Annotated in this window: 26 protein-coding genes and 1 tRNA gene; 10 read left to right on the top strand and 17 right to left on the bottom strand. The window is 65.4% G+C overall.

Going from position 1 to position 24,843, the window contains the following annotated elements; translation table 11 throughout:
* Positions 1-201 precede the first annotated feature (201 nt).
* Together ARC39_RS02960 and ARC39_RS02955 are read right to left on the bottom strand one after the other, a co-directional pair.
* Positions 202-277, bottom strand: a tRNA-Ala gene (locus ARC39_RS02960).
* A gap of 69 nt (positions 278-346) precedes the next feature.
* Positions 347-679: a TIGR02300 family protein gene (locus ARC39_RS02955; protein ID WP_068110125.1), complete on the bottom strand. Its 333-nt coding sequence runs from the start codon at positions 677-679 to the stop codon at positions 347-349.
* 105 nt (positions 680-784) lie between these two features.
* Between ARC39_RS02955 and ARC39_RS02950 the strand changes: the two genes are divergently transcribed.
* Both ARC39_RS02950 and ARC39_RS02945 read left to right on the top strand, forming a co-directional pair.
* Positions 785-1,477: a M48 family metallopeptidase gene (locus tag ARC39_RS02950; RefSeq protein WP_068109719.1), complete on the top strand. Its 693-nt coding sequence runs from the start codon at positions 785-787 to the stop codon at positions 1,475-1,477.
* 64 nt (positions 1,478-1,541) lie between these two features.
* Positions 1,542-2,177, top strand: a complete 636-nt coding sequence (locus tag ARC39_RS02945; RefSeq protein WP_236545101.1) for a GntR family transcriptional regulator — start codon at positions 1,542-1,544, stop codon at positions 2,175-2,177.
* Here the strand turns inward: ARC39_RS02945 and ARC39_RS02940 are convergent.
* From ARC39_RS02940 to ARC39_RS02925, 4 genes are all read right to left on the bottom strand, one after another.
* Complete coding sequence (locus ARC39_RS02940; protein ID WP_068109713.1) at positions 2,146-2,760, bottom strand: thymidine kinase; 615 nt, start codon at positions 2,758-2,760, stop codon at positions 2,146-2,148. The two genes, ARC39_RS02945 and ARC39_RS02940, sit on opposite strands and share 32 nt — an antisense overlap.
* Before the next feature lie 131 nt (positions 2,761-2,891).
* The gene (gene deoD / locus ARC39_RS02935; RefSeq protein WP_068109709.1) at positions 2,892-3,596 is read right to left on the bottom strand and encodes a purine-nucleoside phosphorylase; all 705 of its coding nucleotides are present in this window, start codon (positions 3,594-3,596) and stop codon (positions 2,892-2,894) included.
* 67 nt (positions 3,597-3,663) lie between these two features.
* Positions 3,664-3,996 (bottom strand): H-NS histone family protein, encoded by a 333-nt coding sequence (locus ARC39_RS02930; protein ID WP_068109707.1) that lies wholly within the window; start codon positions 3,994-3,996, stop codon positions 3,664-3,666.
* A 98-nt stretch (positions 3,997-4,094) separates the two neighbouring features.
* Complete coding sequence (locus ARC39_RS02925) at positions 4,095-6,062, bottom strand: protein meaA (protein ID WP_068109704.1); 1,968 nt, start codon at positions 6,060-6,062, stop codon at positions 4,095-4,097.
* 296 nt (positions 6,063-6,358) lie between these two features.
* Between ARC39_RS02925 and ccrA the strand changes: the two genes are divergently transcribed.
* The 5 genes from ccrA to ARC39_RS02900 all read left to right on the top strand — a co-directional run bounded on the left by ccrA (position 6,359) and on the right by ARC39_RS02900 (position 12,061).
* On the top strand, positions 6,359-7,642 hold the full coding sequence (ccrA, locus tag ARC39_RS02920; protein WP_068109701.1) for a crotonyl-CoA carboxylase/reductase: 1,284 nt from the start codon (positions 6,359-6,361) through the stop codon (positions 7,640-7,642).
* Between the two features lie 628 nt (positions 7,643-8,270).
* Positions 8,271-8,984, top strand: a complete 714-nt coding sequence (locus ARC39_RS02915) for a helix-turn-helix transcriptional regulator (RefSeq protein ID WP_068109696.1) — start codon at positions 8,271-8,273, stop codon at positions 8,982-8,984.
* A gap of 117 nt (positions 8,985-9,101) precedes the next feature.
* Complete coding sequence (locus tag ARC39_RS02910; protein ID WP_068109694.1) at positions 9,102-9,746, top strand: acyl-homoserine-lactone synthase; 645 nt, start codon at positions 9,102-9,104, stop codon at positions 9,744-9,746.
* A gap of 60 nt (positions 9,747-9,806) precedes the next feature.
* The gene (locus ARC39_RS02905; RefSeq protein ID WP_068109690.1) at positions 9,807-11,333 is read left to right on the top strand and encodes an AAA family ATPase; all 1,527 of its coding nucleotides are present in this window, start codon (positions 9,807-9,809) and stop codon (positions 11,331-11,333) included.
* Positions 11,330-12,061 carry an SDR family oxidoreductase gene (locus ARC39_RS02900; RefSeq protein ID WP_068109687.1) on the top strand — a complete coding sequence of 244 codons (732 nt, stop codon included), beginning with the start codon at positions 11,330-11,332 and terminating at the stop codon, positions 12,059-12,061. Before ARC39_RS02905 ends, ARC39_RS02900 begins: the two co-directional genes overlap by 4 nt.
* Before the next feature lie 19 nt (positions 12,062-12,080).
* Here ARC39_RS02900 and ARC39_RS25780 read toward each other — a convergent pair whose 3' ends face one another.
* The 5 genes from ARC39_RS25780 to lgt form a co-directional block, all read right to left on the bottom strand.
* Entirely contained in the window at positions 12,081-12,689 is a 609-nt protein-coding gene (locus ARC39_RS25780; RefSeq protein WP_161470923.1) for a Hint domain-containing protein, read from the bottom strand.
* Between the two features lie 468 nt (positions 12,690-13,157).
* A complete protein-coding gene (locus ARC39_RS25925) occupies positions 13,158-13,307 on the bottom strand; it encodes a hypothetical protein (RefSeq protein ID WP_201455698.1) in 150 nt (49 codons plus the stop codon).
* 117 nt (positions 13,308-13,424) lie between these two features.
* The gene (pgeF, locus tag ARC39_RS02890; RefSeq protein ID WP_068109681.1) at positions 13,425-14,180 is read right to left on the bottom strand and encodes a peptidoglycan editing factor PgeF; all 756 of its coding nucleotides are present in this window, start codon (positions 14,178-14,180) and stop codon (positions 13,425-13,427) included.
* A complete protein-coding gene (locus ARC39_RS02885; protein WP_068109679.1) occupies positions 14,177-15,250 on the bottom strand; it encodes a class I SAM-dependent methyltransferase in 1,074 nt (357 codons plus the stop codon). Before ARC39_RS02885 ends, pgeF begins: the two co-directional genes overlap by 4 nt.
* Positions 15,247-16,173, bottom strand: coding sequence for a prolipoprotein diacylglyceryl transferase (gene lgt, locus ARC39_RS02880; protein WP_068109677.1), 927 nt, complete (start codon positions 16,171-16,173; stop codon positions 15,247-15,249). Before lgt ends, ARC39_RS02885 begins: the two co-directional genes overlap by 4 nt.
* Before the next feature lie 98 nt (positions 16,174-16,271).
* Between lgt and ARC39_RS02875 the strand changes: the two genes are divergently transcribed.
* Positions 16,272-16,523, top strand: a complete 252-nt coding sequence (locus ARC39_RS02875) for an accessory factor UbiK family protein (protein ID WP_068109674.1) — start codon at positions 16,272-16,274, stop codon at positions 16,521-16,523.
* A gap of 82 nt (positions 16,524-16,605) precedes the next feature.
* Positions 16,606-17,376 carry a hypothetical protein gene (locus tag ARC39_RS02870; RefSeq protein WP_149866283.1) on the top strand — a complete coding sequence of 257 codons (771 nt, stop codon included), beginning with the start codon at positions 16,606-16,608 and terminating at the stop codon, positions 17,374-17,376.
* 87 nt (positions 17,377-17,463) lie between these two features.
* On the opposite strand, the gene ARC39_RS26080 is transcribed toward ARC39_RS02870, so the two are convergent.
* On the bottom strand, positions 17,464-18,393 hold the full coding sequence (locus ARC39_RS26080) for a PqiC family protein (RefSeq protein WP_236545100.1): 930 nt from the start codon (positions 18,391-18,393) through the stop codon (positions 17,464-17,466).
* Positions 18,394-18,499: 106 nt separating this feature from the next.
* Between ARC39_RS26080 and ARC39_RS02860 the strand changes: the two genes are divergently transcribed.
* Positions 18,500-19,870 (top strand): phosphohexomutase domain-containing protein, encoded by a 1,371-nt coding sequence (locus tag ARC39_RS02860; protein ID WP_068109669.1) that lies wholly within the window; start codon positions 18,500-18,502, stop codon positions 19,868-19,870.
* 113 nt (positions 19,871-19,983) lie between these two features.
* Here ARC39_RS02860 and ARC39_RS02855 read toward each other — a convergent pair whose 3' ends face one another.
* The 5 genes from ARC39_RS02855 to ARC39_RS02835 are packed head-to-tail and all read right to left on the bottom strand — an operon-like array spanning position 19,984 to position 24,644.
* Positions 19,984-21,045 carry a DUF1513 domain-containing protein gene (locus tag ARC39_RS02855; protein WP_068109667.1) on the bottom strand — a complete coding sequence of 354 codons (1,062 nt, stop codon included), beginning with the start codon at positions 21,043-21,045 and terminating at the stop codon, positions 19,984-19,986.
* An 11-nt stretch (positions 21,046-21,056) separates the two neighbouring features.
* Entirely contained in the window at positions 21,057-22,619 is a 1,563-nt protein-coding gene (locus tag ARC39_RS02850; protein ID WP_078059028.1) for a di-heme oxidoreductase family protein, read from the bottom strand.
* Positions 22,606-23,091, bottom strand: coding sequence for a bacterioferritin (gene bfr / locus ARC39_RS02845; RefSeq protein ID WP_068109665.1), 486 nt, complete (start codon positions 23,089-23,091; stop codon positions 22,606-22,608). Before bfr ends, ARC39_RS02850 begins: the two co-directional genes overlap by 14 nt.
* Positions 23,039-23,332 carry a (2Fe-2S)-binding protein gene (locus ARC39_RS25150; RefSeq protein ID WP_078059027.1) on the bottom strand — a complete coding sequence of 98 codons (294 nt, stop codon included), beginning with the start codon at positions 23,330-23,332 and terminating at the stop codon, positions 23,039-23,041. Before ARC39_RS25150 ends, bfr begins: the two co-directional genes overlap by 53 nt.
* 58 nt (positions 23,333-23,390) lie before the next feature.
* Positions 23,391-24,644: an imelysin family protein gene (locus ARC39_RS02835; protein ID WP_068109658.1), complete on the bottom strand. Its 1,254-nt coding sequence runs from the start codon at positions 24,642-24,644 to the stop codon at positions 23,391-23,393.
* Positions 24,645-24,843 lie beyond the last annotated feature (199 nt).

Genomic DNA, 24,843 nt, shown 5'->3' with positions numbered 1-24,843 from the left:
AGAGATCAATCCGCATCGAGGGGACCGGCTTCGAGCCGCTGACGGTCAACGACGACCGAAGTCACTCTCACGGAATCAGGTCACGAAACGAGTGACAAAGCGGTGACCCGAGACTGCATGCAGGGAAGTGACAAGACGGCTCAGAGGCACACGAGCGCCCCGCACCCCATCAATAATCAGACCTAGATTTTCGTGGGTTCCTGGTGGAGCCAAGGGGAGTCGAACCCCTGACCTCTTGCATGCCATGCAAGCGCTCTCCCAACTGAGCTATGGCCCCGGTAGCGCGGTGTCTAGTGTTCCGCTCTGGGGAGTTCAAGAAGAAAATGAGCCCCCCGAGTGATGTTTTTCAGGAGTCGTCGTCGTCGGAACCGACGTCCGCGATCTCTTCGAGAGAGACGTTGTCTTCGTCCGCGTCATCGTCCAGCACGTCGTCGCCGAGATCCACATCGGAATCGGAATCGTCGTCCAGCACATCGGCGTCATCGTCGATCAGCGCATCTTCCTCGGTCTCGGACGCCTTGTCCTTCTCGTCCTTGATCAGCGTGCGCGACTTGTTACCGGTGTCGAGCGTCACGATTTCTCCGGTATAGGGGCTGACGATCGGATTACGGCCGAGATCGTAGAACCGCTTCCCGGTCGTCGGGCAGACGCGCTTGACTCCCCATTCTTCCTTGGGCATCGCATGGTCCTTCATCTGTGGGCGATGGATTGAAAGCAGCCCGATGCCACAGGTACCTGGGCCTGTCAAACCCAAAGAGTCGAAGCTGCGGCAGGAGAGCCGGTCATGAGCGAGTACATATTGCCGGGGCAGCCGCCCGTGCGCGTGACTCTACGGCGGTCGGCGGGGGCGCGGCGCTATTCGCTGCGGGTTTCGCGGCTGGACGGGCGGGTGACACTTACGATACCGCGCCATGCCCCGGAGACCAAGGCACTTGCCTTCGCGCGGGAGAAGGCGGGCTGGATCCGGCAGAGGCTGGCCGAACGGCCCGAGGATGTCGCGGTGGACGTGGGCGTGCAATTGCCGGTGGACGGGATGTTGCTGACCGTGGCGCGAGGCCCGCGCAGCCAGGTTGCGCGCGCGGAGCGGCAACTGGTGGTGAGCACCCGCGCCGACTCGGTGCCGGCGGCGGTCGCGGGCCTGCTGAAGGCGCGTGCGCGGGACCGGCTGGCCGAGGCATCGGACTATTACTCGCGCAAGCTGGGAAAGCCCTATGTGCGGATGACCCTGCGGGATACGCGGTCGCGATGGGGCTCCTGCTCCACCGAAGGGGCGCTGATGTATTCGTGGCGGCTGATCCTCGCGCCGCCGGAGGTTCTGCAATATGTCGCCGCGCACGAGGTGGCGCATCTGGCCGAGATGAACCACGGCCCCGCGTTCTGGGCGACGGTTGAGCGGCTACGGCCGGGCTACGAGACGCAAAGGCAGTGGCTGCGGCAGAATGGCGAGGACCTGCACAGGTATCGCTTCTCCGATTGACCGGCGCGCGCGGCTGTGATCACGTTTTCCCATGCTGATTTCCCCACGTCCGGGCGACCCGCCGATGGCGCCCGCCCCGACCGCCGCCGCGCATGACCGGCTGTACCGCACGATGCGCCTGCGCATCCTGCATGGCGAGATATTGCCGGGACAGGCGCTGACATTGCGCGGGATCGCGAAGGATTTCGGCGTTTCCATGACCCCGGCGCGGGAAGCGCTGCGCCGGCTGGTGGCGGAAGGGGCCCTGACGCTCTCGCCGTCCGGCCGTGTCTCGACGCCGGAACTGACGAATGAACGGATCGAGGAGCTGGCGGCGCTGCGTGCGCTGCTGGAGCCGGAGCTTGCCTCGCGCGCCCTGCCCCGCGCGCACCTCGCGCTGATCGACCGGCTTCAGACGATCAACAACGCAATCGGAGACGCCAACACGTTGCAGGACGCGCCCGCCTACATCCGCGCGAACCTGGAGTTCCACCGGGCGCTCTACCTGCGTGCGCAGGCGCCCGCGATGCTGGCGCTGACCGAAACGGTCTGGCTGCAACTGGGGCCGACGATGGGCATGCTCTACGACCGGTTGCGGCGCCAGGAGGCGCCTTACCACCACAAGCTGATCATTGCCGCGCTGCGCGCCGGGGACGAGCCGTCGCTCCGGCTTGCCGTGCGCAGCGATGTCACGCAGGGCCTGCGCCTTCTGGCTCAATAGCGGGCGTATCTCCGACCGCTTCGCGCCAGTGCCGGCGGCAGAGCGAGACATAGGTCTCGTTGCCACCGATCTGCACCTGCGCGCCGTCGGTCATGGCGCGGCCATCGGGGCCCATCCGCGCGACCATCGTCGCCTTCTTGCCGCAGTGGCAGATCGTGCGGACCTCGCGCATCTCGTCGGCCAGGGCGAGCAGCGCGGCGGAGCCGGGAAAGAGCCGGCCCATGAAATCGACCCGGAGGCCGTAGCACATGACCGGGACCTTGAGATCGTCGACCGCCCGCGCCAGCTGCCAGACCTGCGTTTCCGACAGGAATTGCGCCTCGTCGAGAAAGACGCAGGCCACCGGCCCGGCCTCCAGACGGCGCGCGATAATGGCGGAGAGGTCGTCGTCAGGGCCGAAGACATCGGCTTCGGCGGAAATGCCGATCCGGGAGCCGATCGTGCCGGCCCCGGCGCGCGTGTCGACGCCCGCGGTCAGCAGGTAGGTTTCCATGCCGCGCTCGCGGTAGTTGTAGGACGCCTGTAGCAGGATCGTCGACTTGCCGGCGTTCATGGTGGAGTAGTGGAAGTAGAGCTTGGCCATGCCCCGCGATTATCGCCTGCCAGGCCGCCCGGCAAGGCCGGGAAGGCGGGCTGCGGCCACCCCGCGTGGCAATGTGGCCGCCTGCCCTGTTGTCTCGGTTGTCTCGCGCGTCGGGACGCGTGGGCCGCGTGTCAGGCGAAGGCCGCCTCGAGCGCGATTTCCACCATGTCGGAGAAGCTGCGTTCGCGTTGATCGCTCGGCAGGGATTCGCCAGTCAAAAGGTGATCGCTGATCGTCAGCACCGCGAGGGCACGCCGGCCGTGACGGGCGGCGACGGTGTAAAGCTCGGCGGCCTCCATCTCCACGGCGAGCACGCCATGACGGGTCAGCTGCTCGGTCAGGTCGGGCCGCTCGTCGTAGAACACGTCGGACGAATAGATCCCGCCGACATGGGTCGTCACCGATTTCCCGGCGGCCGCGGCGGCGGCGGCGGAGAGGAGCGACCAATCGGCACAGGGGGCGTAATTCATCTCGCGAAAGAAACCGAGCGAGGGCGTGGAAATCGTCGATGCCGTCATGGCAAGCACGACATCGCGCACCGCGACGCTGGTCTGCATCCCGCCGGCCGAGCCGATGCGAATGAGGGTTTTCGCATCGTAATCGCGAATCAATTCGTTCGCGTAGATCGACAGCGAGGGCATGCCCATTCCGGAGCCCTGAATGGTCACCGGATTACCGCGCCACTGGCCTGTGAAACCGAGCATGCCGCGTGTCTCGTTTACGCATCGCGCATTCTCGAGAAAGCGCTCGGCGGCCCATTTCGCGCGATAGGGATCGCCCGGCATAAGAACCGTTTCGGCGATGTCGCCGGCGCCAGCACCAATGTGAATTGTCATCGCATCCTCCAATCGAAACGGGCCGCATGAATGCGACCCGTGAAAACTCCGCCCGCTTGTGGGTCGCTCAGATTGCGAATTCCGCGAGATCCTTGCCCGCCTCTTCGGCGTCCTTGATCCAGGCCGGTTTCCGCCCGCGCCCCGTCCAGGTTTGCTTGGGATTCTCGGGGTTACGGAATTTCGGCGGGTTCTTCGCCTTGCTCTTTCCGCGACCGGCGGCACGACCGCCCAACAGGTTGCTCAGGTCCGAAAGATCGTAGCCATGTGCCTTTGCAGTCTCTTCGATTGCCTCCAGCGCTTCGCGTCGTTCTCGTTCCGCGACTTCGACCATGGCGATCTCCACGTCCTTGGCCAATTGTTCAAGTTCCGCACGCGACATATTCGCTAGATCGATTGACATGTCGACTCCGTATAGTTGGTGACTGTCCTTCAAAGACACAGCAACCCGGACAAATCAATTCCTTGGTGCTCAATTTTTCGACAACCTGTCCAAAAAGTCTATTCGGCGGCCATGTTTGGCGGTGCCGCCAGGGTGACGATGTCCATCATGATCCGATTTAATTCGAAGTCTTTCGGCGTGTAGACTTTTGCCACACCCATCGCCAGAAGCCGCTCCGCATCGTCATCGGGAATAATCCCGCCGACGATTACCGGAATATGGCCCAACCCGGCATTTCTGAGTTTATCCATCAGGTTTGACACCAGCGGAATATGGCTGCCCGAGAGGATCGACAGGCCCAGAACATGCGGCAATTCGCGTTCCGTGGCCGCGACGATTTCGTCCGGCGTCAAACGGATACCTTCGTAGTCGATTTCCATTCCGCAATCGCGGGCCCGGAAGGCGATCTGCTCGGCGCCATTGGAATGACCGTCGAGACCGGGTTTGCCCATCAGGAACTTGAGCCGACGGCCAAGCCTGTCCGACGCGGCATTTACCGCGTCGCGGATGTCGTCGAGCCCCTCGGTTTTGTTCGATACCGATCGCGACACGCCGGTGGGTCCGCGGTACTGGCCGAAAACGGCACGCATGACACCTGCCCATTCGCCCGTGGTGACGCCGGCCTTGGCGGCGGCAATGGACGGTTCCATGACGTTGGCCCCGGTCGCGGCGGCGGTGCGCAGCGCCTCCAGCGCCTTGGCCACCGCGTCGGCATCCCGCTCGGCCCGCCAGGCGTTCAGCCGGTCGACCTGATCCTGTTCCACGTCCGGGTCGACGACCATGATGCCGCCTTCCTCGTCCACGAGCGGAGACGGCTCGCCTTCCGTCCAGCGGTTGACGCCGACAACGGTCGTCTCCCCCTTCTCGATCTCGCCGAGGCGGTCCGCGTTGGAATTCACCAGTTGCGATTTCATGTACTCGATCGCGCCGATGGCGCCGCCCATGGAATCGAGATTGGCCAGTTCGTGACGGGCGCCTGCCTTGAGCGCCTCGACCTTGGCATCCACGGCGGGGTTGTTGTCGAAGAGATCCTCGTATTCGAGCAGGTCGGTCTCGTAGGCCATGATCTGCTGCATGCGGAGCGACCATTGCTGGTCCCAGGGGCGCGGCAGGCCAAGCGCCTCGTTCCAGGCGGGAAGCTGCACGGCGCGGGCGCGGGCCTTCTTGGAGAGCGTCACGGCCAGCATCTCGATCAGGATGCGGTAGACGTTGTTTTCCGGCTGCTGCTCGGTGAGGCCCAGCGAGTTGACCTGCACGCCATAGCGGAAGCGACGGAATTTCGGATCTTCCACACCGTAGCGCTCGCGGCAGATCTCGTCCCAGAGATCGACGAAGGCGCGCATCTTGCACATCTCGGTGACAAACCGGATGCCCGCGTTGACGAAGAAGGAGATGCGGCCGACGAGCTTCGGGAAATCCTCGGCCGGCACCTTGTCCTTCAACCCGTCGAGCACCGCCTGGCCGGTGGCCAGCGCGAAGGCCAGTTCCTGCTCCGGCGTCGCGCCCGCTTCCTGCAGGTGATAGGAGCACACGTTCATCGGGTTCCACTTCGGCACGGCGGAATAGCAGTACTCGGCGACGTCGGTGATCAGTTTCAGCGAGGGCTTGGGCGGGCAGATATAGGTGCCGCGCGAGAGGTACTCCTTGATGATGTCGTTCTGCACCGTGCCCTGGAGCTTGGCGATATCCGCGCCCTGCTCCTCGGCCACCGCGATGTAGAGCGCGAGCAGCCACGGCGCGGTCGCGTTGATCGTCATCGAGGTGTTCATCTGCTCCAGCGGGATCTGGTCGAAGAGCGCCCGCATGTCGCCCAGATGCGCCACCGGAACACCGACCTTGCCGACCTCGCCGCGCGCGAGCTCGTGGTCGCTGTCGTACCCGGTTTGCGTCGGCAGATCGAAGGCGACAGACAGGCCGGTCTGCCCCTTCGCGAGGTTGGTCCGGTAGAGCTCGTTCGACTTCCGTGCCGTGGAATGGCCGGCATAGGTGCGGAACAGCCAGGGGCGGTCTTTCTTCGCTTCCGTCATGAAGGATCTCGCGACTCGTTTGGGGCAACAAAATTCCGTTCCAACGGTGGTATTCGAAATATTGTGGCGCTGTCAATTCGCTGCATCGCGGCACCGGCGCTTCTGCACGGCGTTTGGCGACCGTTTTCGCGCTGGCCCCTTGTTTTCTTTGCAGCGGCACGAGAAACAAACAATCGCCACGACATAAAATTTCAAAACAATAGAAACTTGCATTGCAATGTTGCGCGCGTGACCGTATCAAACTCAACGACCCGCGTTGATTCTGCGATGCGGCACATTCAACCACGGAGGCTCAGATGGCTCTGGACGATATGACCCACGCAACCTACGAGGCCCCTGAAAAGGACCTATACGAGATCGGTGAGATGCCCCCGATGGGCTATGTGCCGAAGAAGATGTACGCATGGGCGATCCGGCGCGAGCGCCATGGCGAGCCGGACAAGTCCTTTCTGCAGGAGGTCGTCGACACGCCGAAACTGGACACCCACGAGGTGCTCGTCCTCGTGATGGCCGCCGGTGTGAACTACAACGGCGTCTGGGCCGGGCTTGGCGTGCCGATCTCGCCCTTTGACGGCCATGGTGCCCCCTACCATATCGCGGGGTCCGATGCGTCGGGCATCGTCTGGGCCGTCGGTTCCAAGGTGCGGAACTGGAAGGTGGGCGACGAGGTCGTCATTCACTGCAACCAGGACGACGGGGACGACGAGGAGTGCAACGGCGGCGATCCGATGTACTCGCCGACCCAGCGGATCTGGGGTTACGAGACCCCGGACGGTTCCTTCGCGCAATTCACCAGTGTACAGGCGCAGCAGTTGCTGCCACGCCCGCAGCACCTGACCTGGGAGGAGAGCGCCTGCTACACGCTGACTCTGGCCACCGCGTACCGGATGCTCTTCGGCCATCACCCGCATGAACTCAAGCCGGGCCAGAACGTTCTGGTCTGGGGTGCCTCCGGTGGGCTCGGGTCCTACGCGATCCAGCTTGCCAACACCGCTGGCGCCAACGCGATCGGCGTGATTTCGGACGAGAGCAAGCGCGACTTCGTCATGGCGCAGGGTGCCAAGGGCGTGATCAACCGCAAGGATTTCGACTGCTGGGGTCAGCTTCCGACGGTGAACACGCCCGAATACGCCGCGTGGTTCAAGGAAGTCCGCAAGTTCGGCAAGGCGATCTGGGACATTACCGGCAAGGGCGTGAACGTGGACATGGTGTTCGAACACCCCGGCGAGGCGACCTTCCCGGTCTCGACCTTCGTGGTCAAGAAGGGCGGCATGGTGGTGATCTGCGCCGGCACGTCGGGATTCAACTGCACGTTCGACGTGCGCTACATGTGGATGCACCAGAAGCGCCTACAGGGCAGCCACTTCGCCCATCTCAAGCAGGCCGCGGCGGCCAACAAGCTGATGTGCGAGCGGCGCCTGGACCCCTGCATGTCGGAAGTTTTCCCGTGGGAGCAGATCCCGGACGCGCATATGAAGATGCTCCGCAACGAGCACAAGCCCGGCAACATGGCCGTGCTTGTGCAGGCGCCGACAACCGGGCTTCGGACGTTCGAGGACGCGCTGACCGCGCGCGGCTGATCCGGTCGTGACCTATTGTCTCACTCGCCGGCCCGCAAAGGCCGGCGGGTATTGCTGCTGACGGCGCACGCAGCGACGCCAGATCGGGGTTGGCCCGATGCCGGGCGGCACCGCATGCCGCCCATTCCTGCATGAATTTCCTGATTCCCGACGGATCCGGGCACGCCCTGTGCGGCCGGGCTGACTCCCCCTGAAAACCTCGTAAAATCAACGCGTCAGCGCTTTGGCGCGGCAGATCCGTCCGAGTGTTCTTTCGCCCCGGCCTCTCGCCGGTCTTGGGCGGCAGATTGCATTCAGAAAATGTCAGCGATTTCGTGAAACCAAGGAGTTACCAATCGCCACCTCGCCAGATTTGGGGAGGGCAAAGCCGTGAATATTGCAACAGGTACACTCGTGCTAGGGTTGTCCTAACATTTCGCTAATGAACCCAGGAGAGGTTCTGATATGACTCATGCTTGGATATTGGATGTGCTGGCTGACCTGGGGGCATATGCGCATGCACATGACCTGCGGAAGTTGGCGGATCAGTTGGACGACATGCAACGTGTCGCGGCGGCCGAATGCGGCGCGGCGGTCTCAGCAGTCGGCCCTGTTGGTCGCGAGATAGGAGAGCCGACGCCGGCACGAAATGCAGGAGAAGCTCGAAGCGCTATGTGAGTTCCTTCAGGAAGCCAAGGACGTGGGCGATCTACAGACCGCGACTGAGCGTCTTCGCGACCATTACCGGATCGCGCATATCGTTTATCACTGGGTTAACTCCGCAGGGGAGCGCTTCGGGGCCGGCACCTACAGCCAGGATTGGGTCGATCGATATGTGGAGAAAGATTATCTCCGCATGGATCCGGTCATTCTTGGATGTCTTCAGCGCTTCAACCCTGTCGACTGGAAAGAGCTCGATTGGTCGAGCCGCGCCGCGCGCGCCTTTTTTCGCGAAGCAATCGAATTCGGGGTGGGGAATCAGGGGCTGAGCATACCGATCCGTGGCCCCGCGGGCCAATTCGCCCTCTTTACGGCCTCGGACAATTGCGACGATTACGGCTGGTCGGCGTTTGTCGACGAAAACATGAGAGATCTCATGATTATTGCCCACGAGTTCAACAAGAAAGCGCTGGAGTTCGAGCAAGGGGGCGATTCGGCGCCCTCGCCGGCCCTGTCGCCGCGCGAACTTGCGGCCATGACCTATCTCGCCAAGGGAATGTCGCGCGCGCAGGCCGCCGTGGAAATGGAGATTTCCGAGCATACGCTGAGGGTTTACATCGAAGCGGCACGCCACAAACTCGGCGCTCTCAATACCACGCATGCCGTGGCCCGCGCATTGAGCCGCGGCCTGATCGTCGTGTGAAGGTTAATTGTCCACAGGAATCTTGCGTTTTGCGTGGATGATCCCGGTTCACCGTAGGGGTCTGTTAACCATATTTGGACAATCCTCTCCGTATTCGACGGAAAGGAGCCACTCGTCATGCTGCGTTATATCTACGGGAACAACCTCGATCGCTTTCCCATCCTCCGGGACACCATGTTTCAAGACCGCGCGGAACAATTCAGCCGCCGCCTCGGCTGGGACGTCACCGTCAACGAGAGCGGTGAAGAAAAAGACCAATACGATATCCTGAATCCTCTCTACGTTATCTGGGAACTGGAAGATGGCACCCACGGCGGGTCCATGCGGTTCCTGCCGACGGTCGGGCGGACGATGATCAACGAGCATTTCTCGCATCTCATCGACGGAACCCATATCGAGTCGCCGCTGATCTGGGAATGCACCCGTTTCTGCATTTCCCCGCGTGCCGACAGACGCGCCGCCGCGGCATTGGTTCTCGGTGGCGGCGAGATCATGGACAATTTCAAGCTTGAGCATTTCTGCGGCGTCTTCGACCCGCGGATGGAGCGGATCTATCGCCTTTACCATGTCGACCCGGACGTGATCGGCGCTGCCGGAGAAGGCAAGGACCGGATCGGCGTCGGCCTCTGGGAGATGAAGCCGGAAGCCTGGGCGCCGACGCTCAAACGCCTCGGGATCGAGCGCGACACGTCGCTTGCCTGGTTCAACCACTCCTTCAACCGCCGTGCCCCGGCGCCAATGCCGCTGGCGGCCATCGCGTGAGCTGACGCGCCGCGCGCGCGATCTCTGGAACCTTCGTGGTCCGGCCGATAGGGTCGGGCCATGGTTTCTTCCGCTCTTGCCCTTTCGGATGACCAGGCCGAAGCCTGGGATCGTGTCACCGACGTCCTGACGTCGGCAGGCGTCGACATTGTAAACGAGACGCTGACGCCACGGGCAGATGGCAAGGCCTCCGCGCTTGCGATTGTCGGCAAGGCCGGCTCCGGCAAGACCCTGTTGCTTGCCAGGCTGGCACAGGCCCTGGAAACTGCCGGTGTCGATGTGGTGTCCGGCGATTGGGAAGGCCGGCGCCGCAAGGATCGGCGTACGCTCGCCATTCTGGCCCCGACGAACAAGGCCGCGAGCGTACTGCGCAGCCGCGGCGTGCCGGCCACGACCATTCACCGTATCCTCTATACCCCCGTCTACGACCCGGAATACGAGCGGATCGCCGAGTGGCTGGCCGGTCAGGGCGAGCGGCCGGAGGTCGAGGGGCTGACGGATGCCGCGCTCGACCGTGCCTTTGCCTTCTACCAGGCCAACAAGTCCATTCCCGGCGCACTGGCGGCCGCGGGCCTGCGCGGGTCGGATTTCATCACCGGCTGGAAACGCCGCGAGGAGCCGCTCGACATCGGTTTCGTGGACGAAAGCTCCATGCTGGACGCGCGCCAGTTCGACGACCTGCGCGAGATCTTCCCGACGCTCGTCCTTTTCGGCGACCCGGCGCAGCTCGCGCCCGTCAATAATTCCGGCGAGATGGTTTTCGATACCTTCCCGGAGCGCCGGAAGTTGGAACTGCACCGGGTCCACCGGCAGGCCGGCGACAATCCGATCCTCGATCTTGCGCATGCGCTGGCGGACCCGGACCTCGGATTCGAGCAATTCGAGCGGATGGTGGAGGACGCGGCGCGGGACGACCCGCGCGTCGTCATCGGGCAACGCGTCGAGTCCGACCTGATGGCACGCTCCCCGGTGCTCGTCTGGCGGAATGCCACGCGGATTCGCCTGATTCACGCCTTTCGCGCGGCCTTCGGCGCGCCGGAGGACGGGCTGCTGCCGGGAGAACCGCTCATCTGCGACGGCATCGAATTGCCGCTCAAGCATCGCAAGCGGCGGCTCGACCTGGAGGCACGCGGGCTGATCAAGGGCGCGCAGGTGGTCTATCTCGGGCCGGGCCGGAAGCCGGGCTTCTCGCTGCTGCATGTCATGGGGGCCGAGGATCCGCGCCTGTCGGCGGCCTCGATCATCAAGATCGAGAAGCCGGACGAGGAAGAGCCCTTCATTCCCTTTGCCGCCAATATGGGCGCGGCCTTCCTGCATGGCGCCGCGGTCACGATCCACAAGGCGCAGGGGTCGCAATGGCCAACCGTGCAGGTCTTTGCGCCCGATCTCTACGCCGCGGCGCGGGCCGGCCGCGTCGAAGCCGGGCATCCGCTCTGGAAGCGGCTGGCCTATGTCGCAATCACGCGTGCGGAGGAGCGGCTGATCTGGGTGACGCGCTATCGCCTTGGTAAGCCGAAGGCGCCGCTGGACACGACGGACCTTGCCGCACCTGCCCCGCGGCTTGCTTTGGAGGAGCAGCAATCATGAGTGGAACGATCTTCATCACCGGCGCGTCCGGAGGCATCGGCGCCGGCGTCGCCCGCCGTTTTCTGGACGCGGGCTGGATCGTCGGGCTGTTTGCCCGGCGCAGGACGGCCCTGGAAGAGGTCGCGGCGGCGGCCGATACGGCGGTGGTCCTGCCGGGCGACGTGACGAACCCCGACGACGTGGCGCATGCCGTTGCGCGTTTCGTCGATGCCGCCGGCCGGCTGGACGTGTTGTTCAACAATGCCGGGATGTTTACGCCCCAGGCCACGATCGACGAGATCGAGATCGACGACTGGCGGCGCAGCGTCGACGTCAACCTCACCGGCATGTTCCTTGCCGCGCGGGCGGCCTTTGGCCAGATGCGGCGGCAGGACCCGCAGGGAGGCCGTATCATCAACAACGGGTCGATCTCGGCGCATGTGCCGCGCGAAGGCGCGGCCCCCTACACCGCGACCAAGCATGGCGTGACCGGGCTGACGCGCCAACTGTCGCTGGACGGAAGGCCCTTCGACATCGCCTGCGGCCAGATTGACATCGGCAACGCCCGCACTGATCTCCTGCAGGAGGTCACGGAGAAGGCGCGCGCGGCCGGCGAGGCCCCGCCGCCGACGATCGAAGTGGATTACGTGGCCGATGCGGTGTGGCAGATGGCGAACCTGCCGCTGCATGCCAACGTGCAGTTCATGACACTGGTGGCGACGCAGATGCCCTATATCGGGCGCGGCTGACGGCGCGGCCGCGCGGCGATCAGATGTCGCGCAACGTCTCGAATTCGTAGGTCGTCATGCGCGGCGTCTCCATCGGGCCGAATCCCTCGGGGCCAACGGCATGTGGGAACAGGCTCAGGAAGAGGTCGAGGCTGCGACGGTCCATGCGGGCTTCGAACTGGGGGCCGGGATGGTAGCTTTCCACCTCCATCCCGTTCGCATTGACGATCTGCTGACCGGAGAACCCGAGATGGTAGGCGCGCACCGGCGCAATCGGCGTGACGCTGACCACGCTCAGGCCGTCGACGAAGGCCTCGGCGGGGACGAATGCCTCCGACGCGCCGAGCACGGCGCGGCATCGCGGGTTGCGATAGAGCAGGCGCGCGAAGGGGCCGAGAACGAGATCGGGAATCGGGCGGCCGTGCCCGAAGGCCTCGGTGGCGATGCGCACCATGCGGGGCGGCTCGATTCCGTGCAATTCGGTCGTCGTCGGGTAGATGCTCATCGACCCGATCCAGAGCAGCGGCTGCAGGCCCTGCCCGGCCGTTTCGACACACATGCCGGGCACCAGATCCTCGACGGCAACGACACCGGCATCGGTGGTCACGAGCGCGCCGCGCCCGAATGCGGAGAAGGCTTCTTCGAACACGGGCAGCGCCGGGGCCGCGCAGGCGAACTCGTCGACGGTGCCGTGTGGAGTCAGAAAGGCAACCTCATAACGGCGCGAGAGAGGCTGTGCGCGCTGAGGTTGCCTATCCGAGCGAGCGGTCTTTCCAGGGACCGTGGCCGTCTGGCCAAATTTGTTTTGCGGCGCGATACCCGCGGCCGTCGGGCGGTGGCGTTCCAAGCAATCGATCCTTTCGGTCGGTCGCTTCTGCGGGCCCCCACCGCCATGCAGAAGGTCTTTTCTTTGACACGATAATGGTCGTCCCGTCCGGGAATTGTCAAAATATTCGCGTCGTCTGCAGTCCCATTCGGACCAATCCCAATGTCCGGCGCAGCTTTGTTTCCGGATAGGCGACCAGGTTGCCACAATTGAGATTCGCGGGGGGTGGGAATCGGAACGCCCGCCGCCGGGGAAGGCAGCGGGCGTTCGTGTCGCGACGCGGCTGCAGCCTCAGGCGCTCAGGGCCTGCGGTAGCGCTCGTGCGCCATTGCGGCGCGCGATCCATTCTTCCCGGCGTGCGCCTCGTTCCCAGGGGAGATGCGCATCCAGCGCCTCCGCGGCGGCGATCACCGAAGCGATCCAGCGTCTCTTGTGCGGCATGCGGCTCTCCTTCTGTCTAACGCACGTCCCATGGGCCTCTCTCGCCCGTGATGTTGGATCATCGGGGGGCATTTGGGCGGGCTTAGGGCGAATGCAGGGAAATCCGCTGGCGCGGTTTCAGAGGCGAATGACCGAAATAAGGCGCCCGTAATCGGCTTCGTTCAGGTGGCACGAACGCCGGTAGGAATAGAATCGCGCGGCATCGGAATAGGTGCAGTGGCGGGTCCATTCCGCCACCCCGATCCCGGCCTGCCTGAGGCGGTGCAGACCGTATGCGGGCAGATCGAACTGCGTTTTGTCGCCGTTGCCGCCAGCGAAGAACCGGGCGTTTGCCGGATCCTCGGCGACAAAGGTATCCATGAATTCCCAGTCGACCTCGTAGGCGGTCTGGCTGATCGTCGGGCCGATCGCGGCCCGGATGCGCCCACGATCGGCGCCGAGGCTTTCCATCGCGTCCAGCGTGCTTTCAAGGATACCGGCGAGCGCGCCGCGCCAACCCGCATGGGCGGCGCCGATCACGCGGGCCGTGTGGTCGGCAAACAGCACGGGCTGGCAATCGGCCGTGAGAATGGACAATGCCAGCCCCGGCCGGTCCGTCACCAGCGCGTCGGCTGTCGGACGGGTTTCCAGCGGGGCGTCGACAATCGCGACCGTTGCGGAATGCACCTGATTGACGGTGACCAAGGCGTCGAGGTCGACGCCCATCGCCTCGGCCACCCTTGACCGGTTTATCGTGACGATATTCGCCTGATCGGAGGAGCCTTGCCCGCAATTGAGCCCGGAGAAGACACCCGATGACGCGCCGCCACGGCGGGTGAAGAAGCCATGGCGGATGGGAGACAGATTGTCGGAGGTAAGAATTTCCAGCGTCATGAATCAAATCCGGGTGGGACGGGCGTGGAGTGGCGGTGGAAGGCGATTGCTTTGAAGAGCGAACCCATTTCCTGCGGATGCGTCAAGCGCCGATGCGCGGCAATGTGGTTGCGGCGGCTTTCTTCGTCCGGCAGGCGCGCGAGGAGCGCCCGAGCGCGTTCGGTGATGCCGAGCCGTTCCAGGAACACGCCCTGCGGTGTCATTTCGGTCACGGCGGCGCCTTCGGCCGCGGCCGTCCGCGCGATGGCCTCGAAATCCACATGCGCCGTCAGGTCGGCCTGACCGGGTGCCGCGAGCGGATCGTCCGGCGCATGGGACCGAAGGGCTTGAAGCGTGTCTCCGATGGAGCGCCAGTCGCCGTAATCAAGGAAGATGGCAAGGCCGCCCTGCGCCGCGATCCGGGCCGCGAGCCGCGACACAACGGGGCTCAGCGCCGGGCAAACCTCCACGATGTCGCCGGGACGCGTCTCGGCCTCGCGGTGCGCCAGATCGGGCTCGTGCCGGGGGTCCGCATGGACGAAGGCAAGCGCGCCGTCGCGCAGCCCGACCAGCCGCTCCTGCCAGCCATCGTCGCTGCGGCGAAACTGGCGGATTGGCAGCGCGTCGAGAAACTCGTTGGCGACAAGGAAAAGGGGGCCGTCGGGAAGCTCCTCGACGCGGTCGTGCCATGTTACCGCGCGCCCGGCCAGCGTTTCTTCCTGAACGGCACGGAGGCGCGGGCTCGCCTCCACAAGATGCGTGGTCGTTGCATCCGCGAACCCGGGCACCTGCGCCGTTGCCCGCAAGGCATCGGCCATCAACGTGCCCCGGCCGGGACCGATCTCGACCAGACACGCCTGCTCTGGGCATCCCTGATCCATCCAGCACTGTGCCAGCGCCAGCCCCAGAAGCTCGCCGAACATCTGGCTGATCTCCGGCGCGGTGGTGAAATCGCCCGCACGGCCAAAGACGGACGCCGTGGTGTAATAGCCATGCGTCGGGTGCAGGAGGCATTCCGCCATGTAGTCCGCGACGGACATGGGGCCGGTCTCGGCGATCCGGCGGCGAAGGACTTCGGCAAGCGGCGTCATGCGGGCGCGGGTGTCCGGCGCAACGCAAGGGCGATCAAGACCGCGCCCAGCACGACCATCGGCAGCGACAGGAGTTGCCCCATCGTCACGCCCACGGCGCCCTGCCCGATCACGAAGCCGATGGGATTGTCGGCGGTGATGAACTGCGGGTCGGCCTGCCGGAAATACTCCACGATGAAGCGCGCAATCCCGTAGCCGGCGAAGAAGACCCCGGTGATCAGACCCGGCCGCTTGAGCGCCCGGCCCCGGATGGCCAGCCAGACCAGCACCAGGCCAAGCACCAGCCCTTCCAGCGCCGCCTCGTAGAGCTGGCTCGGGTGCCGCGCGACCTCGTGGCCATAATAGACCCATTCGCCTGCCACCGGGCATCCCTGCAACACAGGGTCGGAACACAGGGTGGGGAACTTCATCGCCCATGGGACATCCGACGGGCGCCCCCAAAGCTCGCCATTGATGAAATTGGCGATTCGCCCGAAGAAGAGCCCCGGGGGCGTCGCCATGGCGAGCGCGTCGGCCGCGCCGAGGCGCGGTATCCCGTGGCGTCCGGTGAAGATCCAGACCGCGATCACCACGCCCAGAAGGCCGCCGTGAAACGCCATTCCGCCCTGCCAGACGGCAAGGATCTCCATCGGGTGGGCGAGATAGTAGAGCGGCTTGTAGAAGAGCACGAAGCCCAGCCGCCCGCCCAATACCACGCCGAGGATCACCCAGGTCAGAAGATCCTCGACCTGGGCGGGTTTCATCGGCGGAGCGTTGTCCGGCCACAGGCCGGGGCGCCGGACCAGCGAAACGACCAGCCGCCAACCAAGGATCAGGCCCGCGATATAGGCCAGCGCGTACCACCGCAGCGCGAACTCCATTCCAAAGAGCGTGAAGGAAAAGAGTTCGGGGCTCGGCTCGGGAAAGGGGATGACTGCCTGCATTGCTTACCGCTCTTGCCTGTCGTTATGCGGCGAAGTCAACCTTGAGGCCGCCCGCCATGAGGGCCATATAGGATGCGGATGTAACGGACGGGTGCCCTATGCAGAGCCGAAACAAGTTTTTCGACGACTTCTCGCAGCTGATGACCAACGCGATGGGCGTGGCGCAGGGCGCGAAGGACGAGGCCGAGACGGCCTTCAAATCCATGATCGACCGCTGGCTGGCCGAACGCGACTTCGTCACGCGGGAGGAATTCGACGCCGCCCGCGCCATGGCGCAGAAAGCGCGGGAAGAGAACGAGGCGCTGAAGGCCCGCATCGAGGCGCTGGAAGCGGCCGTGAAGGCCGAGTGAGACCCGGGCCGATGCCGCGCACACAGCGGTGAGCCGCGTAAGAATGGCGGCGGATGATCGCAACCACAAGAAGAGATGGATCATGTCGGATCCGGTCCTGATATGGACGTTTCGTCGGAGCGGCGGTACTGCGCTGGCGCAATTTGTCGGCTCGCTGTCCGACACCACGATCATGCACGAACCATTCAATGCAGACCGCTCGTTTGGGTGGGTCGTCAAGAATTTCCGAGAAACCAAAGACGGCGGTACGCTCAGTAGGAACGTTGGCAAGGCGCTGGCCGCGCGTCCGAATATCAAGCATTGCTTCGATATGTTGCCGCGGCCGCTGCACCGGGCGCTCGTGTCCGAAGCGACGACGCTCGGCTACAAGCATGTTGTCCTGGACAGGCGTGACGACACGCAGCGCGCGCTCTCGCTGGAACTGGCAAGGCAGACGGGCGCCTGGGGACCGAGGCAGGCAAAAGAGATCTACCCGGAGATCGAGGCTGGCCGCATCGTGCTCAAGCCCCTTTCGACGCCGGATGCGATAGGGCACATCCGAAAAGGCCTGAACCGCCGAAAGTGGCTGGCCCGGAAATTCCGGGAGAACAACCTTGTACCGCATATCCTCCAGTTTGAGCAGATCTACGGCGATCCCGCCGCCGGGCGCGCTCGCGTGATCGAATTGCTGGAGTTTATCGGGCTGAACCCCGAGGGAATCCCAGGCTTCGAAGACAGCCTGAACGCGACGCTCACTGGCAAGTCGCAGAACTCGTCATCCGTCCTCGATCTTGTCCCGAACATCGGCACGGTACGCGAGGAGATCGCGCAATGGTCCCGAGAGTCGCCGGACAGTGCATTTGAGTGGCATTGACGCCGCTCGCACTTTTCTGGTGCAAGGAAGAGATCATGTCAGGCGGCACCACGGCAACGAGAGTTGGCACCGCGCCGAGATTCGGCCCTAGATACCGCGGGAGGCGATGAGCCGGGCGAGATCGCGCACCGCAATCGCCCTTGCCGCCGCGATCCCCTGCGCGCCGCTGTCGGGCGCGATCGGTGCGCTGACGCGAAAATCCCCCGAGCGGTCGCGGCGCCCGCTGTCGCTTGCCACGTAATATTGCCCGGCCAGCCGGAAGTTGCCGTCCACGCCGGCCACCATCTCGCCCACCCGCACGACCAGCCGCGCCTGGGGCAGATCCTCGAATGGCCAGGGTTCGGCCGCGACGCGCGCGCCGGTGAGCGACGACAGATGCTGGCTGAGTTCCTGGGTGATCCCGCGCGAAGGCTCATCCGCCCAGAGGGTTCGGGCGCTGGAGCGCAGGGCACCGCCGTCGATCTCGGTCCAGATCTCCTCGGTCTGGGCATAGGTGGGCAGCGAGACTTCGCGCACTTCAAGCCGTGAAACGGAGATTCCGATGCGATTGCCCGAAGGCACTGGCGCCGCGGCATAACGGGTGGTCGGGCCGCCGCATGCCGCCAGAAGGCTGGCTACGGCGAGAAGGCAGAGGAGGCGGCGCATGTATGTCCCACGGAAGATTGTCGTTCGTCGCTGGCAGCATAGCGACGCCGCCGCGACGGGCAAGCCGGTACGGCACCGTGGCGCAGCGCCCTGCCCGGCCACAGCATCGCCTTGATGCCGGGCGCGCAAGCCTCGCCGATACCCTCCCGTTCCGGGCTGGCCCGGCGACACATCCGGCAGCGAGCGGCCATGGTTCGGTCCTGCCTCGATATCGGCGTGGCCGTGCATGCCGAGGGTCCTCCAGGCGACGGTCACGCGGGCATCGGGATCGAGGACGCGGCGCCGGCGGCCGCTTTCCATGAACGTCGCATAGAGCGCCGGGACGCACTCCCCGACCGCGCCCACCAGCCGGGATACCGAGACATCGTCCATCGAGGGCGCCTGCCGCTCCGTCTGGGACCATGCGGCGCACCGGCGCCGGCTGGCACGGCCGGCCCGCCCCCCCTATGGTCGCGCGGGAATTGCCAAGGAGACGAATATGCGACTGGCCTGTTTCAAGGGATACGACGTGCGCGGCCGTATCGGTGAGGAATTGACCGCCGAAACCTGCCGCCAGATCGGCCGCGCCTATGCCGCCGTGATGCGCCCCGGCACCGTCGTCGTCGGCCGCGACGTGCGCGCGACCTCCGAGAGCTTCGCCTCGGCCCTTGCCACGGGCCTCGCCGAAAGCGGAACGGACGTCATCGACATCGGGCTTTGCGGCACCGAGGAAGTCTATTTCGCCACGGAGCATTTCGGCGCCGGCGGCGGGCTGATGGTGACGGCGTCCCACAATCCGATCGACTACAACGGCATCAAGTTCGTGGGCCCCGGCGCGCGCCCAATCCCCCCGGACGAAGGCTTCCAGGAGATCCATGACCGCACCGCCGCCGGCATCGCCGCGCCGGATGGCGCCCGCGGCTCGATCCGCGCGGAAAATCCCCGTCCGGCCTACGTGGACCGCGTCCTCTCCTTCGCCGATCCCGCCGCGCTCAAGGGGCTGAAGATCCTCGTCAACCCGGGCAACGGCTGCGCAGGCCCGACATTCGATGCGATTGCCGAGGCGCTTGCCGAACGCGGTGCCGATCTCTCCGTCGTGCGGCTGCACCACACGCCGGACGGGACCTTTCCCAACGGCATCCCCAACCCGCTGCTGCCGGAGAACCGGCCCGCGACGGCCGAGGCCGTGAGCGCCGCGGGCGCCGATTTCGGCGTCGCGTGGGACGGCGATTTCGACCGCTGCTTCCTTTTCGACGAAACCGGCGCCTTCATCGACGGCGAATACCTCGTCGGCCTGCTGGCCACCGCCTTCCTCGGCAAGTCGCCCGGCGCGAAGATCGTCCACGACCCGCGCATCATGTGGAATACGCAGGAGCTGGTCGCGCGGGCCGGGGGCGAAGCGGTGGCCTCTCTCACCGGCCACGTGCACGTGAAAGCCGCGATGCGCCGGGTCGACGCGGTCTACGGCGGCGAAATGTCGGCGCATCACTACTTCCGGGATTTCATGTATTGCGACAGCGGCATGATCCCCTGGCTCCTGATCGCCGAACACATCTGCCGCACCGGCCAGCCGCTCTCGGCGCTGATCGGCGACCGCCGCGCCGCCTATCCCTCTTCCGGCGAGATCAACTTCCGTGTCTCCGACCCCGCCGCGGCGATGGCGGCGGTGGAGCGCGCGCTTCAACCGGAGGCGCCGGAGATCGACCGCATGGACGGCCTCGGCCTCGCGGTCGCCGACTGGCGCCTCAACCTGCGCCGCTCCGCCACGGAACCGGTCCTGCGGCTCAATGTCGAAACCCGCGGCGACCGCGCCCTGCTGGACCGGAAAACCGCCGAGGTCTCGGCGCTGATCCGGGCATTCGAGGCCTGAGGGCGGCTGCGCATCTTCTGTCGGGAAATATCCTCGGGGGGAGCGCGGCACCTGCCGCGCGGGGGGCAGACAGCCCCCCCGACACCACCGCCGGGGCGTGCCACGGCCGGTCCCTAGCCGATGGCCACCAAATGGTTGTCCCACGACCAGCCGCCGGCCACGGGAACCCTGCGAAAATCGCCGTTGCCCCCGAGCGCAAGGCCGCCCTCGATAGTGATCGCCAGCCCCTCGGCTGCCGGGGCTGCGCCAGCGGCGACCGGGAGCGCCCGTCCCGGCAGCGGCCTGCCGCTCTGCGCGTCGAAAAACACCGCGTAGCTCCCCTTGGGGCCGGTCAGCACGATCTCCTGCCGCGTCGCGCTCACCGCGATCGAGCCGGCATATTGCTTCAGCCGGACGGTATCGGGGTGATCGAGAAACCGCAGCGCGTCGCCCCGGCGGTGGGTCGCGAGCAGCGGGACGCGGGTCATCGGGTTGCCCTGCCATTGCAGCGCGATCGCCACCAGGCCGCCATCCTCCGCGATGTGGCGGATCGAGTTCAGCCGCATCTCCTCCGGCGGCGCCACGGTCTCCAAAATGGCGGCAGTGTCCGAAAGGTAGGTCAGGTTTGGCCGCATGGTGGGGATGTTGAGCTTCTGGCGCGCATAGTCCGGATGGGTCTGGATGCCTCCGTTCGCCACGGCAAACCCGCCCGACTTCAGACGGATCATCTCGTGGGGCCCGATCCCGCCCGACGGCAGGTCGTCCACGCGCACGTACCCCGCGGCCACATCCCAGACGCCGATCCGCCCCTCCGGCACGTCATAGGCGTTCTCGGTGGTCAGCAGATGGGCGCCATCGGCCGTATAGGCCCCATGGCCGTAGAAATGCCGGCCCTCCGGTGCGGCGAGCCGCGCGAGGCTGCGGCCGTTCGAGCAATCGAGCACCACCGCGAAGGTCCCCGGCCGCCGGGCGATGGCCACGGCCTCGGCGCGCTTCGGGTGCAGCGCGGCGGCATGGCCGCGCCCGGGCACCGGAAAGGCGAAACAGACCGCCCCCGCCGCATCGAGTCCGACGGTCCAGGTGCTGCCGTCGGGCTTGCCGGCCGCGGTCACGAAGGCAGGCGCACCGGCGTCCGCCCATGCGGGGGCCGCGAGCATGGCCGCGGATCCGGCCGCGAGGAAGTGGCGTCTGTCCATGTCTCTCTCCGTCAGAGCGATTTCAGGAATGCCAGGAGCGCGGCGCGGTCCTCCGCTTGCATCTCCCGCACGGCGTCGCGCGCCGACGACGCTTCGCCGCCATGCCACAGGATCGCCTCCAGCAGGCTGCGCGCGCGCCCGTCGTGCAGATAGCCGAAACCGGCCGCGCCCGCGACCGCCTCGGTATGGCCGATCCCCCAGAGCGGCGCGGTCCGCCATTCGCGCCCCGTGGCCGCCGCCTCGGGACGAGTGTCGGCCAGCCCCGGCCCCATGTCGTGCAACAGCAGGTCCGAATAGGGCCAGACGAGTTGGAAGCTCTGCTCCGGCTGCGCCTGCAAGCGGTGGGTCACGAACTTCGGCCTGTGACAGGCGGCGCAGCCGGCGGCGTGGAACTGGGCCTTGCCGCGCAGCACGTCCGGCGCATCGCTGTCCGGCCGCGCGGGAACGGCAAGGTTACGCACGTAGAGCGTCACCCGGTCCATCGCCGGTGTCGGGATCTCCAGCCCCTCCGCATTGCCCGTCACGCCGTGCGGCGCGGCGCGGCAGGACGCCTGCGGTTCCATGCAATCGCCCCAGGGCGAGGGGTGCAGCGGCGTCGAGATCCCGATATCGTGCACGAAGGCATCCGAACTCTGTTGCGCCAGGGTTGGCTGCCCCGCCTTCCAGCCGAAGCGGCCCAGCATCCATTGCCCGTATTCCAGCGACCAGACCCGGTTCGGCCGCCCCGATATGCCGTCGCCATTGGCGTCCGCAGGGTCCGCCGCCGCCAGGATGTCGGCCTCCGGGATCGCCTCCAGCAGGCCGAGGCCGATCATCGGCGGCGCGATACGCGCGCTGGTCTCCGCTTCCGCGTGCAGGGGGCCCTGAGACAGCCGCTCCACCGTCACCTCGGGCCTGCGGAGTTCCACGACCATGCCATCGGCGAGTGTCACGGTCTCCGTCGTGTAGGAAACCCGGAGCCGCCCCTCTGCCGCCAGCCCGGCCACCGATTTGTCCTGCAACTGCCGGCCATAGACCGGGTCCGGCGCGTTGTTGAGATAGGCGCGCGTCGCCTCCGACAGATCGGAGGCTTCGTCCGGGACGGACAGGCGCAGGACCATCGAAACCCCGAAATCGTCCGGGCCCGCCGGGGCGTGGCCCCGCCCGTCGCGAATATGACAGGATTTGCAGCCGCGCGCGTTGAATAGCGGCCCAAGACCGTCGCTCGCGGTGGTGGCGGTGGGCGCCTCCACCCAGAGCTTCTCGAAGAGCCCGTTTCCAACGCGGAAATCCAGCCCGAGTTCCGGGCGCAGGTTGGCGGAGGGCAGGGAAAACGGCGTGCTGGTCGCGTGATCGACATGCGTCGCCGCACCGGCCGGGCGGGCCTCGTAGGGTTCCGCCGCCTCGAACGTATCCGGCGCCGCCGTGACGCCCGCGATACGTGCCAGTTCGTCGTCCGTGCGGGGGACCACCGAGAGGTGCGGTTCTCCCCATCCTTCGGCGGGCACATCCAGGCCCACCGCGACACCGGGGTGCAAGACAAGGGCCGTGGCGCAGGAAGCCACGGCCCGCAGGGCCTGGCTACTCGGCTTCATCCATCTTGGACGCGTTGAGCAAGGCATACCGCTCCTCGCCCAGCTTGGCGTGCAGGTCGAGCTGCGTTTCGAGGAAATCGATGTGGCCTTCTTCATCGGTCAGCAATTCGTCGAACAGGAACTTCGACACGTGGTCTCCGACTTCGTGACAATATTCGCGGGCTTCCTTGTAGAGCGCGCGGGCCTCCTCCTCGGCGGCAAGATCGCATTCCAGCGTTTCCTTCGGGGTCTGGCCAATCCGCAGCGGGTCGAGTTTCTGCAGGTTCGGATGACCCTCCAGGAAGATGATCCGCTCCATCAGCTTGTCCGCGTGGTTCATCTCCTCGATGCTTTCCTCGCGGCTCTTCTTGGCCATGTGGCCGAGCCCCCAATCCTCCTGAAGCTTGTAGTGTAGCCAGTACTGGCTGATCGCCGTCAACTCACTGCGCAGTGCCGCGTTGAGATAGTCGATGACCTTTGCGTCGCCCTTCATGTCCGGAATCCTTTGTCTTTGCTACCCGCAAGTTGCGGAGGGTGGCTGGCACTTCGAGATTGTCATTGCACCGCATCGCGGACAAGAACAAAGGCATGCAGGCGCCGCATTCGGCCCTCTTTCCAAGGGCGTGATAGATTTTTCCGGGCGTAATGATCGTTTCGGCATCAGAAGCGCGCATCCAGTCGACAGCGGCGTGAATGTCGTGGTCGGTGATGTTCTGGCAGTGACAGACGATCATGGCAGTCGGCTTCCGGAAATGGCCGGGAGCGCCAGGTCGGCACCCCCGGGCGGTTAGCTTATTCGAAGACGGCGTCGGGGTTGTCGAGGCTGTCGGAGCCCTCGACCGCGATCGGGTCGAGACCGACAGCGGCGACGGCGCGCTCGATATTGCGGGTCTGGGCGACGAGCGCGTCAATGGCGGCCTGCACGATGGCGTTGCCCTCATCGTTGCCGGCGCCGATCAGCTGGTCATAGGCGGTGCCGGCTTCAGCCTGCGCCACGATGGCACCGAGCTTTTCCATCGTCATCTCGATGTCCGCCTTCAGCGCGTCGGCCAGATCGGCGTCCTTTTCCTTGACCACGTCATAGAGCGACGGACCTTCGACCATCGAGCCGTCGACCCGCGTATAGGTGCCGGTGTAGACGTTCTGAATGCCCTGCCCGTCGTAGAAGTGGCTGGCGTGGGTATTGTCGGAGAAGCAATCGTGCTCTTCTTCGGGATCGTGCAGAAGGAGGCCGAGCTGCATGCGCTCGCCGGCCTGTTCGCCGTAGGAGAGCGAGCCCATGCCGGTGAAGGCCATCACGAGGCCCTGCACAGGATCGGCCGTCACGTCGGCGCGGCCTTGCCCGCCTTCAGCCCACAGCGCGACCGCATCTTCCAGGTCGGAGATCAGCAGGTCGGCGGCGGCCAGCAGGTATTCCGCGCGGCGCTCGCAATTGCCGCCGGTGCAATTCGCGGCATCGAAATCGGTGACCGGACGCATGCCGGCGCCAGCATCGGTGCCGTTCAGATCCTGCCCCCAGAGGAGGAACTCGATCGCGTGATATCCGGTCGTCACGTTCGCTTCGATTCCGTCGATCTCATGCATTTCCTGCAGGAGTTCCGGGGTGATCGCCGTGGCATCAACCGTGGCACCGGAGACTTCCAGCGACGGGTTGGCGATTACGTTGGCGCCGGAGAACGGGTTCTCGTCGTTCAGCCCGGCGTCGCCCTCGACATAGTCGATCAGGCCTTCGTCCAGCGGCCACGCGTTCACCTTGCCTTCCCAATCGTCGACAACCGGGTTGCCGAAGCGGAACGCCTCGGTTTGCTGGTAGGGAACACGGGCCGCGATCCAGGCCGCTTTTGCAGCGTCCAGATTCGCGTCGGTCGGCTCGGCGACCAGGGTTTCCAGCGCGGCCTTCAGCGCCTTGGCGGTTTCCAGGCTGTCTTCGTACCCGGCGAGCGCGATATCGGCGTAATTGCTAACAACATCAGCCGGCGCGGCGGCCTGAGCGGCCAGCGCGGTTCCGCTGAGTAGGGCCGCGAGGGCGGTCGTGCGAATGGTCATGAGAATTCCTGTTGGTCGTCACGTTGTGGTCGATTGAGAGATTGAATATCAGATAAATTTACTCGGACAAGCATTTTACTGACAACAATAGTCAGATACTCCGGATCACAAACCACAATCGTCCATAATTTCGGCGCCCAGGCGCGTTCCTGGCCCATTGCGCGTCCAAGTGTCGCCCGGGGAATTCCGGTGCGCTCCC

The organism is Tropicimonas marinistellae (genome assembly GCF_001509585.1).
In the GTDB taxonomy this organism is placed as follows: domain Bacteria; phylum Pseudomonadota; class Alphaproteobacteria; order Rhodobacterales; family Rhodobacteraceae; genus Tropicimonas; species Tropicimonas marinistellae.
Note: the sequence above shows the minus strand (reverse complement) of the source record. Positions and strands in the feature narration are given on the sequence as shown.